Raw genomic sequence first — 13089 nt, 5'->3', positions numbered from 1 at the left:
GGGGGGGCGATGGGTTTGTAGGTCGGGGTGCGCCGGGGGGGGGGCCGGGGTGCCCCCCCCGGCCCCGCCACCGTTGCCCGCACGCGGTCAGCTGAACTCGTGCTCAGCCCGCCGCCGGATCCAGCGCGCTGACTGCCGCCGGCGCCATCTGCGAGATCCGCTCCCGCTGCGGGAACGACCCGACCGGCACGCGCGCCACCTCGGTCGCGGTGGCGTAGTCGATCACCGACACCTGGCCGACGTTGCTCAGCGAGACGAAGCAGTACTGGCCGTCGGCGCTGGTCTGGCCCCAGTAGGGGAGGGCGCCGGAGGGGTAGTTCACCATGCCGGCGGTGGTCAGGTTCGAGGTCGAGACGATCGCGGTGTAGTCGTCGATGGTGCCGACGTCGCAGAGCTTTGACCCGTCGCCGCTGAGCGCCAGGCCGTGGTGCGCCGAGTTCTTCGGGTAGTTGTCGGGCTTCAGCGTCGTACCGCCGCTCGCGTACGGCATCTGGACCGTGTTCAGGATCTGCGAGGTGTTCAGGTCGTACTTCACGAAGCCGTTCAGGTACGACAGGTCGGCGTAGAACGTGTGGCCGTCGGGCGCGATCTCGTTCGGGCGGATCCCGTGTGGGAACGTCCAGGTCTTCACGACCTGCAGCGTGCTGGCGTCCACCTTGGTCAGCTGGAACGAGCCCTTGGCCCACTCCAGGGACTGCGGCAGCGAGGTGATGCCGATGCTGGAGTTGTAGATGTACTTGCCGTCGGCGCTGTAGTCGTTCTGGTGCGGGTAGGTCCCGGTGGCGAAGGTGCCCACGACGGTCCCGGTCGCGGTGTTGAAGACCTCCGCCTCCTGCGCGGTGGTCGCGGAGACGACGTAGCGGGTGCCGTCGGGGGACAGCGCGGCGTGGTCGGCGTGGAAGCCGTCGAGCCGGGTGTGCCAGAGCTCCGCGTGCGTGGTCAGGTCGAAGGCGGCGACGTCGTCCAGGTTGCCGCGCGAGACGTAGAGCGTGCGGCCGTCGGGGGAGACGGTGGCGTCGTCGACGTAGCGGTCGCCGCCCTCGACCGCGCGCACCGCCTCGTAGCCGGCCAGCCAGATCGGGTTGAGGTAGATCTCGAACATGCGCTGCGACAGGTCCGGGATCACGTTGATCGAGCCGAGGTTGGCGAAGGTGTGGCCGTCGATCACGCTGACCGTGCCGGCCTGGCTGTTGCCGACCACGAGCACGTCGCGCAGGCCGGTGTCGGCGGACGCGCCCGGGGCGGCGGTCAGCGAGGTGGCCGTCAGGCCGGCCGCGGTGAGGCCCGCCGCGGCGAGGATCCGGGTGAGCCGCTGGAGTCTTCGTGGCATGGTTTGCTCCCAAGATCGTACTGTGGGGTAATATCGGGGCCTTGAGAACATAGAGTCGTTGCGCGGAAGAGTCCATGGCGACGCCGGATCCTGTCGCGGCGTGGCAGAAAAGCGCTAACAGCCGCTGTCGGCGATGACGTAGTAGCCCGGGCTGGTCTCCTTCAGGGTGTGGGTGACGGACACGTTCCACAGGCCCATGTTCTGGTTGGAGCCGTCGGCGTAGGTGTAGCCGCCGGATTGGTAGGCGCGGCCGGCGACGGTCTGCGCGTAGTTGTTCGCCGTGAAGCACGCGGCGGGCGCAGAGGATGTCGGTGGCGTGGAAGGCGTAGTGGACGGCGGTGTCGTCGAAGACGTCGATGTCGGAGGCGTCCCCGAGTTCAGCCCCCAGAACGTCGCCGTGTAGTACGTCGAGCAGATGTAGCTCAGGAAGTACGCGCCGGTGGACCCGCACTGAGCGGTCCCGGAACCCGGATCCACCGCCAGCCCGTGCCCCATCCCGCTGATCGAGTACATCTCGACGGCCGGTTTCCCGCTGCCGTCGTTGTACACCGACTCCGTGGTCCCGCCGCTCAAGGTCTGTGTGCTCGACGCGGTCTGGCTGATGCCCCACGCGTTGGTCCACTGATCGCGCAGCTCGGTGGCGTTGACCGGATAGACCGTGTAGTCCGCGGACCCCTGCCAGATCGCGACGCGCGGCCACGGCCCTTTGTATCCGGGGTCTGAGTTGCGCACCTTGTCGCCCCACTGCGCCGGCGTGAGGTTCTGGCTACTGTTCTGACACGACGAAGCGGCGGACTGCGTCGTCGCGCACTGCGCCGGCAGCCCGGAGTCGATCGCCCCGCCGGCGAACACGTCCGGATAGTCGGCGAGCAGGTCGGCGGTGAGACCGGCGCCGGCGGACAGGCCGGTGACGTAGACCCGGTGCGGATCCGAGCCGTAGTGGCTCTCCGCGTACGACACCATCGCCGCGACGGACGCGGCCTCGCCGTTGCCGCGCGTGTCCTTCGTCGAGTCGAACCAGCTGAAGCAGGACAGGGAGTTGTTCGCGTTGGAGGTCTGCGGGAAAACGACCGTGAAGCCCCACTGGTCGGCGAACTGCGACCAGCCGGAGTGGCCGTAGTAGTCGGTGGCGGTCTGGGTGCAGCCGTGCAGGGCCACGACCAGCGGAGCGCCCTGCGCCAGGCCTTGCGGGACGTAGCTGTACATCGCCAGGTTCCCCGGGTTCGAGCCGAAGTTCGTGACCTGATTCAGGGATGAGGCGGCGCGCGCGGGCGAGGCGCCGGAGGGGGAGAGCGTCAGCGCCGAGGCGGCCAGGGTCAGGAGCGCGGCTGCGAGCGACGCCAGGGCGCCGCGGCGTCGGCTGGACGTTCGGGACGTGGGGGTGCGGGATGTGCGAGGCATTGCGTAACCTCCCGTTCACCGTTGGGGTGACCGGACCGTACTGCCGCTGATGCCTCCGTACGATGTCTGCGGGCCCCATATTCACGGGGCGTGCAGTGGGAACGTCGAATGCTGAGTTAAAGGGCTGCGTCGAGGAGGATCTCCGCCAGCTCGCGCGGCTTGGAGAACATCGGCCAGTGGCCGGTGTCCAGCTCGACCAGCCGCCAGTTTCCATGGGCGATCAGCTCGGCCAGGCCCTCGTCGAGTTCGTCTTCGGGGAAGCATTTGATGTAGGTCGCCGGGAGGTCGGCGACCGACCGGGCCATCTTGGCGGGCTCGGTCAGCGTGGCGCCCGGGTGCGGCGTCGCGCCGGCCACGATCCGGGCGATCTGCTCCTCGGTCAGGCCGTGGCCCTCGAAGCTCGAGGCGGGCGAGACCGGCCAGAATCCCGCGTTCTCGGCGAGCGTCGCCTTCAACGCCGCGCCGCCGTCGGGCATGAGGGCGGTGAACGCCTCGCCGTCGCCCGGAACCGCGGAGTCGACGAAGACCACGCGGGCCAGCCGGTCGCCGATCCGCTCCGCGGCCTGGCCGACCGGGATGCCGGAGTAGCTGTGCCCGACCAGGACGACGTCGCGCAGGTCCTTGCCCTCGACCACGTCGACGATGTCCTGGACGTGGGTCTGCTGCCCGGCCGGGACGCCCTGCTTCTCCGCCAGGCCCGACAAGGTCAGCGGGTGCACGCCGTGGCCGGCCCTGCTCAGGTGGGGCGTCACGGCGTCCCAGGCCCACGCTCCGAGCCGCGCACCTGCGACCAAAACGAAATCTGCCATGGCTGCACGGTATCGGAGCCGAAGCTCAGGAGCGCTTGCGGCCGACCGCCGCGTACGTGATCTCCTGGCGGTCCTCGGGCACCGGGCCGTCGGGACGCCACTCGGCCAGCAGCACCAGGCCCGGCTCCACCAGCTCCACGCCCCGGAGCAGGGCCATGACCTCTTCGGAGGTCCGCACCCGGCAGGGCATCGACGAGGCCTGGTACGCGGCCTGCACGGCGTCCCCGATCTCCGGGGCGAAGTCCGGGGTGCCGTGGCTGATCGCCAGATAGCTGCCTTCGGGCACGGCGTCGAGCAGGGTGCTGATGAGCTCGGCCGGGTTCTCGTTGTCCGGCATGAAGTGCAGGATGCCGATCAGCAGGATCGCCACCGGCCGGGTGAAGTCGATGACGTCGGCCAGCGTCGGATCGGCGAGCAGCTTGCCGGGCTCGCGGGCGTCGGCGTGGATGAACACGGTGCGGCCGTGGTCCTGGTCGGCCATCAGGACCCTGGCATGCGCCAGCACGATCGGGTCGTTGTCTATGTAGGCGACCCGGGAGTCCGGGGCCACCTTCTGCGCGACCTCGTGGGTGTTCTCCTGCGTCGGCAGTCCGGTCCCGATGTCGATGAACTGCCGGATGCCGGACTCCGCGAGGAACCGGACCGCGCGGCGCAGGTACTCGCGCTGCTCGCGACAGGTGTCGCGCATGCCCGGGTTCCCCTTGAGGATCCGCGCCGCAGCCTCGCGGTCCGCCGGGAAGTTGTCCTTACCGCCGAGGAAGAAGTCGTATACCCGAGCGATGTGCGCCACGGAGGTGTCGATGGTGGTCGGCAGCCAGTGCCCGACCCCTTCGATCCCGTCCTGACGCCGGCCGTTCTCAGACATGCGAACCTCCACCCTCGGCGGCCGGCCCCGTACGCGGCGGCCCGTTGGAGAGCCAGGATACTGTGCGCTGAATCACTTCGCCGGGGCGGTGCCTAGGGCTTGGCGACCTCGGCGGCGAGCTGATCGACGCTGCCGGTGAACTGCACCGTCTCCGAGTTGAACGGCTCCACTTCGGCGACGCCTGCGCTCTTGGTGGTCGCGGCGTGGGTTTCGAACCTGCCGTTCGGGCCGCCGACCACGTAGAAGTGGCCCGGCGAGTACTGATGGAGGAAGAGCACTGTCGTCTCGCCGACCTTGAACAACGGATCATCCTCGGTCGAGACCGGCGTGCCATCCGACATCGATCCACCGGTCTGGTGGATCGTGATGGCCGAACCCGCCGCAGTGGTCTGCGCCTTGTCGGCAAGTACCTTCGAGACGGTGAACGTGAAATCAGTGGACGGGTTGTTGCCCGACGTCGTCTGCTTCGTGACCGCGGTGAAGGAGCCCGCGACCACAATGGTGCTGTGGGCCGTCAGATCATGGATGTTGTCGTAGTGCTCCGCCCACGAGACCGCGGTCTGTTGGTGACTCGCCGACGACGAGCACCCTGCGAGGAGGGACCCCATGACGATGATCCCTGAAGCGGCGAGAGCCTGCCTGCACCTGGACATGGCCTGAACCCCCCTTGGCTGCGTTCGAGCATGGTGGGGCGCGCAGCACGTGTCAATGCTCTGAGTTCCTAGCGGGGGGCGAAGCCGGGCGGATCACGATTGTCATCTCGCGTCCCGGCCCGGCTTCAAGACCCTCAGATCACTCTGTGGGAGCGGCACCGGCGGCGACGTCGACCACCCACGTGACGCCGAACCGGTCCGTGAGCATCCCGTATGCCGGGGCCCACGGCGAGGGCTCCAGCTTCTGCAGGATGGTCGCGCCGTCGGTCAGCTTCTCCCAGATCGGGGTCACGTCCTCGACGCTGTCGCCGCGCACGGACTCGTAGAAGGGGGTGACGCCCTTGTCGTAGGGGCGGTCGGCCGGGACGTCGAAGGCCATGATCGCGAAGCCGCTGGGGGCCGTGACCTGGCCCCACATGATCTGCTCTTCCTGCTCGGGGCTTTGGGCGGCGTGCATGGCGCCGTAGGTGATGACGGTCAGGTCGCCGTCGAAGACGTCGCGGTAGAACTCCAGCGCCGCGCGGGCGTTGCCTCGGAAATTGACGTGGGTTGTGGATTTGATGCTCATGGCAGGAACTTTTGCAGCAGTAGCGGCCAGGTTGTGTCCTCTACTCGGGGCATGATGGAAGACATGCCGAAGACCTCCGCACGGTTGTTGTCCCTGTTGTCCCTGTTGCAGGCGCGACGGGATTGGCCGGGCGCGGACCTGGCCGCGCGGTTGGAGGTGAGTTCGCGGACGGTGCGGCGTGATGTCGACCGGTTGCGGGAGCTCGGGTACCCGATCGCGACGGCGAAGGGGCCGGACGGCGGGTACCGGCTGAGCGCCGGGTCGGAGTTGCCGCCGCTGCTGTTCGACGACGACCAGGCCGTCGCGCTGGCCGCGGCGTTGCAGAGCGCGGTGGTCGGTGGCGGGGGGATGGAGGAAGCGGCGATGCGCGCGCTGAACACCGTGCGGCAGGTGATGCCTTCGCGGCTGCGGCGCCGGGTCGACATGTTCCAGGTGACGGCGATCGGCCCGACGGCGGCCGCCGCGGTCGGCGTGGACGTCCTGATGACGCTCAGCGCCGCGGTCCACGCGCGCGAAGTGCTGCGCTTCGACTACGCCGACGCCGACGCCCCACGAAAAGCCGAGCCGCACCACCTCGTGACCCGCGGCGGCCGCTGGTACCTCGTGGCCTGGGACCTCGACCGCGACGACTGGCGTGTCTTCCGCGCCGACCGCATCAGCCCCCGCATCCCGAACGGTCCGCGCTTCACCCCGCGCGAGCTGCCCGGCGGCGACGTGGCCGCGTTCGTCACCAGCCGCTTCCAGGGGTCCAGCGCTACCGGCGGCTGGCCCTGCCGCGGCGAGGTGATCCTGCACGCGCCGATCGCCGACGTGGCGCCGTTCGCCCACGACGCGGTCGTCGAGGAGCTGGCGCCGGAACGCTGCCGGCTCGTGCTGGGGTCGTGGTCGTGGCCCGCGCTGGCTGCGGCGATCGGGGTGTTCGACGCCGACATTGAGGTCGTCGGGCCGCCGGAGTTAAGAGATGCGTTCGCGTTGCTGGCACGTCGATACGCCGCGGCATAGACCCGCCGAGCAGCGAGGCCCGGCCGGCGAACCGCCGACCGGGCCCCACCAGCGTCAACATTCAGAAAAGCGCAGCTGTCGATCTACTGTGAGAACACCTCCAATTCCGAGAGCTGACCGGCCGGCCAGCCGGTGTTCGCGGTGAACGTCAGCTTCACGTACCGCACGTTCGCGGCCGTGAACGTGGCGCTCGCCGTGTTCCCCGTGCTGGGGTCGAAGGTGTAGCCCGCCGAGGGTGCGAGCGTCGTGTAGTTCGTCCCGTCGGTGCTGCCCTGGATCTGGATCGTCTGCGTGCGGGTGCCCCACGCCGAGGACGGCGGGAGGTCCAGCACGATGCGGCTGACGCTGTGCGAGGCGCCGAGGTCCACCTGGAACCACTGCGGGAAGGCGTTGTCGGTGCTCTCCCAGTAGGAACTGGTGTTGCCATCGACTGCATTGGAGGGCACGTAGTTCTGCGTGGTGCCGCTCGCGGTCACCGGCTGGTTCAGCGCCAGGTTGGTGTTGCCGCTCGTGGTGCCGGTGCCCGACAGCGCCACCGTCAGGGGGCTGCTGGGGGCGTTGCTGGCGACCGACAGGGTGCCGTTCGCGGCGCCGGACGCGGTCGGGGTGAAGGTCACCTGGACCGCGCAGGAGGCGCCGGCCGCCAGGGAGCTGCCGCAGTTGTTGGTCTGCGCGAACGGTCCCGTGGCGCCGACCGAGGAGATGGCCGCCGCGACGCTGCCCGGGTTGGTCACCGTCACGGTCTGCGCGGCGCTGGTCGAGCCGACGGCCTGGTTGCCGAACGACACGCTCGACGGGCTCGCCGTCAGGGCGCTGGGATTGCCGGTCGAGGAGCCGCCGGGGAAGATCTGGAACTCGGACAGCTGCGCCGCGCTCCAGCCGGTGTTGGCGGTGAAGCTCAGCCGCACGTACCGGGCGCTCGTCCCGGACGGCAGCGCGATGGTGACCGTGTTGCCGGACGAGGGGTTGAACGTGTACCCGGCCGAGCCGACGATCTGGCTGAAGGTCGACCCGTCGGTGCTGCCCAGCACGGACAGCGTCTCGGTGCGGGTGTTCCAGGCCGAGGACGGCGGCAGGTTCAGCGTCGTCGAGCCGATCGGCTGCGTCGAGCCCAGGTCCACGGTGATGGTCTGCGGGTAGCCCGCGCCGTCCTGGCTCTCCCAGTACGAGCCGGTGTTCCCGTCGGTCGCGTTGGACGCCACGAACGAGGTCTGCGTGCTGCTCGCGACGGCCGGCTGCCCCAGCGCCAGGTTGGTCGAGGAGGTGATGCCGCGCCCGGACAGCGCGACGCTCAGCGGCCCGCCGGGAGCGCTGGTCGCGACGGTCAGCGTGCCGGTGGCGTTGCCGCCGGCGGTCGGCTTGAACGTCACCTGCGCGGTGCAGGAGGCGCCGGCGGCCAGGGAACCGCCGCAGTTGTTGGTCTGCGCGAATGGCCCGGTGACGCTGATCCCGGACAGCGCCGCGGCGCTGGTGCCCGGGTTGTTGACGGTCACCGACTGCGGCGCGCTGGTCGAGCCGGAGTTCACGTCGCCGAAGTTCAGGCTGCTCGGCGTGGCGTGCAGGGCGCCGGGCTGCACCGGGTCCGGGAACGTGGTGAGCACCGGGGTGGTGCTCCAGCCGGAGTTCCCGCTGCCGAGGTTGAAGGTGTAGGCGCCCGCGACGTTGCCCGGGTAGCTGTTGTTGTACGTGCCCGAGACGCCGATCCCGCTCGCGGTCACGCCGCTCACGCTCGCCGCGCCGCCGGTCTCGGCCTGGAACACGGTGGTACCCGTGTTCTGCACGCTCACGTTGCTGATGTTCACGCCGTTGGCGAGGTGGCCGGTGCCGTCGCCGCCGACGATCTCGAAGGCCTCATAAGGACTGTCGAGGATCGCACCGCCGCTGTAGTTGATCGTGACGTTGGTGAAGTCCGAGTTGTACGGGTCGAACTGGACGGCGCCCATCACGTGGCTCCAGTTCGGGTTGTAGGCGCCGGCGCGGATCAGGTAGTTGCCGGAGACGGTGATGGTCCCGGACAACGGAGAGAACGGCTGGAGGAACGCCTCGTTGGAGATGGCCAGGCCGCTGCCCAACGCGTTGTCGTCGGCGATCACGTTGTTGGAGATGGTGTTGTTGGAGCCGCCGTAGTCGGCGATGCCGTTGGCCAGCGTGGGCGCCACGATCGTGTTGTTCGCGAAGGTGATGCCGGAGTCGGCGGTCGGGTAGGACCAGATCGCCAGCCCGTCGTCGCCGGTACCGCGCAGGAAGTTGTTCTTCACGGTGTTGTTCGTGGCGTTGCCGTTGAAGTTCAACCCGTCGGCGTCGGTGGACTCCACCACGCTGTTCTCGACGGTGCCGTTCCTGTTGCCGTACTGCAGCCAGAACCCGACGTTGGTGTCCTGGATCCACAGCCCGTCCACGGTGAAGCCGCTGCCCAGCGAGCCGTCGACGCCGTTCGCCGAGCTGTCGTCATGGCGTCCGACGGTGTTGCCGAGGATCGCGAAGCCGCTGAGGTTCACCGGGCCGGAGACCGACGAGCTGTTGTGGATGAACATGTTCGTCTTGATCTGCGAGTACCAGTTGCCGGCGCCGACGATCGTCGCCTTCTGGGTCTGGATCGCGTTGTTCACCAGGTAGGTGCCCGGCGGGATCCACACCGAGGTGTTCGCGTTGTTCGCGGCGGTGATCGCGGTGTTGAAGGCGTTGCTGGAGTCGGCGGCGCCGGTGGGGTCGGCGCCCTCGCTGGTCACGGAGATCGAGCCGGACGGCTGGCTCGCCGCCGCCGGGACGTTCCAGAAGTCCGCGACGTCGATCGTGTAGGGCACCGCGCTGTCCGTCGAGTCGACCTGCAGCTTCACGACCGTGCCCTGGGGCAGGGTCTGGCCGAACATCATCCGGGCGTCGTCGAAGAACTTGTGCGTCTTGCTGCCGGTGATGCCGCCGGTGCTGATGTAGCTGTACGCCGAGGTGAGCGCGAGCTCCTTGCTCTGCTTGGTGCCGTTGACGTACACCGACAGCGAGCCGGACGCGCCCTGGTTGAGGTTGTAGTGCACGTCGACGGCGTTCGCGGCGCCGGTCAGCGTGAACTGCACGTACTGGCCGGACCCGGTCAGCTGCACGGCCTCACGGCCGGAGGCCTCGCTGGCGACGGTGCCCTGGGTGAAGTCGGGGCCGAGCAGGGTGCCGGTGTTGGTCGAGGCCTCGGCCTCGTACTCGGTGAACGGCAGGTTCACGCCGGTGCCGCCGGGCACGGCGAACGGCGAGTGGGCCCAGTACGGCGGCGTGCCGGGGCCGTTCATCGCGTGCGCGGGCGCGGCACCGACCAGCAGGGTCATGCCGGCCACGGCGCTCGCCGCGGCCGTGGCCAGCGCGGTCAGCCGTCTGCGCAGGGGTGGGGCGGAGATGCGGTGTCCGATGACACTCATGCGTCCTCCAGGGCGATTGGTGGATGTGCCTTGTGGGGTGGATCGCACGGCACATCGTTGCAAGGGCGACAGGTGATTGCAAGACTCTGACAGGTCCACGAAATATCACGTTCATTCAACGGAACTCGCCGATCACGGTGTGCATGACGTAGACCGAGAGCGGAGGCCGGCGATGGTCGGGTGTTCGACCCGGCGATGAAACAACGATCTGTGACCGTGCAGCGAGGGGGTCTCCGGCGGTCACGCGAGGGCGTCTCGGCTGCGGATACTTGCCGAACTGCTCGCCACGAACTATTTTCGCGGCCACCACTGACCACCGCCGACGAGCACCGACCACCGCCGCCGACGACGACCGCCGACCACCGACGCCCAGCACCACCCCCTCAGCCGGCGAGGAGCCGCGCATGTCCGTAGTCTCGCCGCCGCCTCCCGTCCGGGCCCGGCTGGAGCAGCAGCGCCTGCGCGGCGGCGCTTTGGGGCTGCTGGACATCGCCGGTTCGACGATGGCCAACATCGGGCCGGCGATGAGCTTCTACTTCAGCTTCGGGTTCCTGGCCACCGCCTCCGGCGTCGCCTCGCCGCTGACGATCATCGTGGCCGGCGTCGCCGTCGCGCTGCTGGGGAACACGCTGGCGCAGTTCTCCCGGGCGCACCCTTCGGCGGGCAGCTTCATCACCTTCGTCGGGACCACGTTCGGCGGCGCGAGCGCCGTGGCGACCGCGCTGCTGGCCGCGCTCGGCTACATCATCGGGATCTCCGCGGTGATCGCGGTGTCCGGCGGGTTCCTGGCCACCACGCTGGAGTTCTACGCCGGGTGGAGTCCGCCGTGGGTGGTGTGGACGCTGGTGCTGACCGCGGCCTCGGCGGCGCTGATCGTGCGCGGGATCGTGCTTTCGACGAAGGTCGCGGGGTTCTTCTTCGCGGTCGAGCTGGTCATGCTGCTGGTGGTGTCGGTCGCGGCGATCGTGAAGCACGGCGGCCACCTGTCGGCGGCACCGTTCCTGCCCAGCCACATCAAGGGCGGGATGTCGGGGCTGGCCGAGGGCTTCCCGCTGGCGGTGTACCTGTTCATCGGGTGGGAGAACTCGGCGGCGCTGGCGGAGGAGAGCGAGAATCCGCGGCGGGACGTGGGGCGCGCGGTGTTCTCCTCGGTCGCGGTGATGTCGCTGAGCTACGTGCTGTTCGCGTACGCGACGGTCACCGGGTTCGGATACGACGTGCACAAGGTCGGAGCGGCGGACGTGCCCTTCATCGTGGTGGCACGCGGGACGCTGGGGGCTCTGGCGTTCCTGGCGTACCTCGCGGGGCTCACCTCGACGGTCGGCTCGCTCATCGCCGGCGCCAACTCCCAGACCCGGCTGCTGTTCAACGCCGGCCGGGAGCGGCTGTTCCCGGCGTTCCTGGGGTACGTGCACCCGACGCGGCGCACGCCGACGAACGCCATCCTCACCTTCATCGCCGCCGCCCTGGTCATCATCGGCGGGTGGGGCCTGGGGCACCTGATCGGGGGAGCCGGGCACGCGCACCGGGGACCGATGGACGCCACCGTGTTCTTCGCCGAGGCCTCGTCGATGGGGTCGATCCTGATCCTGCTGGTGTACCTGGCGGCGAACGTCGCGCTGCCGTTCTACTACCGCAGGTACCGGCCCACGGAGTTCCGCGTGGTGCGCCACGTCGTGCTGCCGGCGCTCGGCGCGGCGGTGATCGTCGTACCGCTGTACTTCCTGGTGAAGCCGGGGCAGCCCGCGCCGTACAGTTGGTTCCCGTACGTCTCGCTCGCCCTGCTGGTCGCCTCGGTGGCGTACGCGCTCGTGCTGACGCGGCGCGACCCGACGCTGGGCGAGCGGGTCGGGGCGGTCGTCGCCGACGGTTATGAGGAATGAGTGAGCGTTTCGACCTGCGCGGCTACCGCTCGCCCCGCGACTTAGAGTGTCTAGCGTGGCGAACTCTGCGGGTAAGTTCGGGCCCTACCCGGCGTCGGCCTCGGCGGCCTCGCCGGCGCCGGCCCGCGGCGCGAACACCGCCCGACTGCCGGTCCGCCAGCAGACCGGCGCCGAACTGATCCGCTCCCGGATAGCACTACGCGTGCGCCTCGCGGTACTCGCGCCCGGCGAGCGCCTACCCGACACCGGCGTCATCGCCGAGGAACTCGGCATGAGCGAGATGACAGTGCGGCGCGCACTGGAGACCATGTGCCAGGACGGCCTACTGGACCGGCGTCGCGGCCGCGTCGGCGGCACGTTCATCGCCTCGAACTGGGACGAGATCGCCGCAGCCTTCCGCGACGAGGAGCAGGCGGCGTCCCTGGAGGACTTCCACCTACTGCTGGAATGCGGACTGGTCGCGCGGTCGGCGGACGAACTACCGCCGAACTGGGACTCCGGCCTCCTAGCCGTGGTCGACGAGATGAACGCCGCAGACGACCACGCGGAGCTGCTGCGCCTGGAGACGTGCTTCCACCTCGGCCTGGCCGAGGCACTGGGCAACGGAATGGCCGGCGAGCAGGTGGCGGACCTGCTGGGGCGGCTGTGCCTGCTGGCGGCGGTCCCGGCGCCGGGCCTGTTGCAGGAGCGGAACAAGCATCACGCTGATTTGCTCGCCGCGCTGGAACTGGGCCGGTTGGACGCCGCGGTGGGAGCTGTGAAGGCGCACCAGGTGGGACGGGGCGTGGGGGTCGGGGTCTAGTCCGACCGGACCACGCGGGGTGTTGGTTCTGGGTCCCTCGCCGCGTCGGCGGGCTCTGCCAACCTGCCCGGTTTGGCGGTGTCAAGCCGAACGAGGCTGCACCACAGCAGGTGGGGTGCGGCTTGACGCCGCCAAACCGGGCTGGTTCCGTCTACGGCGACGACGCGGCGAGGGACCCAGAACCCTGGTGACCACAAGCAACACCGCCGCCGACCAGCGCAACGCAGGCAACAGCGGACAGAAAGCCGACCAGTCGCGGACCGCCGCCAAACAGCCGGACGCGCGGGTCGCCCCCTCGCTGTAGAGCGCCCGCCGGAGGCCTCAAGGCGCCCACCACGCCCGACGATTGCCGCCTACGCAACGCGTGCGCAG

10 protein-coding genes are annotated in these 13089 nt (G+C 69.5%); 3 read left to right on the top strand and 7 right to left on the bottom strand.

Annotated features, from left to right (window positions below; all coding sequences use genetic code 11):
- Nucleotides 1–103: 103 nt before the first annotated feature.
- The 6 genes from ABH935_RS50325 to ABH935_RS50300 all read right to left on the bottom strand — a co-directional run bounded on the left by ABH935_RS50325 (nucleotide 104) and on the right by ABH935_RS50300 (nucleotide 5626).
- Nucleotides 104–1330 (bottom strand): YncE family protein, encoded by a 1227-nt coding sequence (locus tag ABH935_RS50325; protein ID WP_370385141.1) that lies wholly within the window; start codon nucleotides 1328–1330, stop codon nucleotides 104–106.
- A gap of 114 nt (nucleotides 1331–1444) precedes the next feature.
- Nucleotides 1445–2731, bottom strand: coding sequence for a PHB depolymerase family esterase (locus tag ABH935_RS50320; protein ID WP_370385140.1), 1287 nt, complete (start codon nucleotides 2729–2731; stop codon nucleotides 1445–1447).
- Between the two features lie 116 nt (nucleotides 2732–2847).
- Nucleotides 2848–3540 (bottom strand): alpha/beta fold hydrolase, encoded by a 693-nt coding sequence (locus tag ABH935_RS50315; protein WP_370385139.1) that lies wholly within the window; start codon nucleotides 3538–3540, stop codon nucleotides 2848–2850.
- Between the two features lie 25 nt (nucleotides 3541–3565).
- Nucleotides 3566–4405 carry an SAM-dependent methyltransferase gene (locus tag ABH935_RS50310; RefSeq protein ID WP_370385138.1) on the bottom strand — a complete coding sequence of 280 codons (840 nt, stop codon included), beginning with the start codon at nucleotides 4403–4405 and terminating at the stop codon, nucleotides 3566–3568.
- A 92-nt stretch (nucleotides 4406–4497) separates the two neighbouring features.
- Nucleotides 4498–5013 carry a hypothetical protein gene (locus ABH935_RS50305; RefSeq protein WP_370385137.1) on the bottom strand — a complete coding sequence of 172 codons (516 nt, stop codon included), beginning with the start codon at nucleotides 5011–5013 and terminating at the stop codon, nucleotides 4498–4500.
- 184 nt (nucleotides 5014–5197) lie between these two features.
- On the bottom strand, nucleotides 5198–5626 hold the full coding sequence (locus ABH935_RS50300; RefSeq protein ID WP_370385136.1) for a VOC family protein: 429 nt from the start codon (nucleotides 5624–5626) through the stop codon (nucleotides 5198–5200).
- 63 nt (nucleotides 5627–5689) lie between these two features.
- On the opposite strand from ABH935_RS50300, the gene ABH935_RS50295 reads away from it, so the two are divergent.
- Nucleotides 5690–6628: a helix-turn-helix transcriptional regulator gene (locus tag ABH935_RS50295; RefSeq protein WP_370385135.1), complete on the top strand. Its 939-nt coding sequence runs from the start codon at nucleotides 5690–5692 to the stop codon at nucleotides 6626–6628.
- A gap of 83 nt (nucleotides 6629–6711) precedes the next feature.
- On the opposite strand, the gene ABH935_RS50290 is transcribed toward ABH935_RS50295, so the two are convergent.
- Nucleotides 6712–10032, bottom strand: a complete 3321-nt coding sequence (locus ABH935_RS50290; protein ID WP_370385134.1) for a discoidin domain-containing protein — start codon at nucleotides 10030–10032, stop codon at nucleotides 6712–6714.
- Between the two features lie 404 nt (nucleotides 10033–10436).
- Here ABH935_RS50290 and ABH935_RS50285 point away from each other — a divergent pair, with 404 nt between their 5' ends.
- Both ABH935_RS50285 and ABH935_RS50280 read left to right on the top strand, forming a co-directional pair.
- A complete protein-coding gene (locus ABH935_RS50285) occupies nucleotides 10437–11915 on the top strand; it encodes an APC family permease (protein ID WP_370385133.1) in 1479 nt (492 codons plus the stop codon).
- A gap of 55 nt (nucleotides 11916–11970) precedes the next feature.
- Nucleotides 11971–12717 (top strand): FadR/GntR family transcriptional regulator, encoded by a 747-nt coding sequence (locus ABH935_RS50280; protein ID WP_370385132.1) that lies wholly within the window; start codon nucleotides 11971–11973, stop codon nucleotides 12715–12717.
- Nucleotides 12718–13089: the final 372 nt, after the last annotated feature.

Origin of the sequence: Catenulispora sp. GAS73 (genome assembly GCF_041262085.1) — a bacterium.
Taxonomy (GTDB): domain Bacteria; phylum Actinomycetota; class Actinomycetes; order Streptomycetales; family Catenulisporaceae; genus Catenulispora.
The sequence above is the reverse complement of the archived record's forward strand: the minus strand, read 5'-3'. Positions and strand labels throughout refer to the sequence as shown.

Excerpts from the sequence above, each read along its gene's own strand:
- ABH935_RS50325 (WP_370385141.1), bottom strand. The coding sequence starts at position 1,330 with ATGCCACGAAGACTCCAGCGGCTCACCCGGATCCTCGCCGCGGCGGGC.
- ABH935_RS50320 (WP_370385140.1), bottom strand. The coding sequence starts at position 2,731 with ATGCCTCGCACATCCCGCACCCCCACGTCCCGAACGTCCAGCCGACGC.
- ABH935_RS50315 (WP_370385139.1), bottom strand. The coding sequence starts at position 3,540 with ATGGCAGATTTCGTTTTGGTCGCAGGTGCGCGGCTCGGAGCGTGGGCC.
- ABH935_RS50310 (WP_370385138.1), bottom strand. The coding sequence starts at position 4,405 with ATGTCTGAGAACGGCCGGCGTCAGGACGGGATCGAAGGGGTCGGGCAC.
- ABH935_RS50305 (WP_370385137.1), bottom strand. The coding sequence starts at position 5,013 with ATGGGGTCCCTCCTCGCAGGGTGCTCGTCGTCGGCGAGTCACCAACAG.
- ABH935_RS50300 (WP_370385136.1), bottom strand. The coding sequence starts at position 5,626 with ATGAGCATCAAATCCACAACCCACGTCAATTTCCGAGGCAACGCCCGC.
- ABH935_RS50295 (WP_370385135.1), top strand. The coding sequence starts at position 5,690 with ATGCCGAAGACCTCCGCACGGTTGTTGTCCCTGTTGTCCCTGTTGCAG.
- ABH935_RS50290 (WP_370385134.1), bottom strand. The coding sequence starts at position 10,032 with ATGAGTGTCATCGGACACCGCATCTCCGCCCCACCCCTGCGCAGACGG.
- ABH935_RS50285 (WP_370385133.1), top strand. The coding sequence starts at position 10,437 with ATGTCCGTAGTCTCGCCGCCGCCTCCCGTCCGGGCCCGGCTGGAGCAG.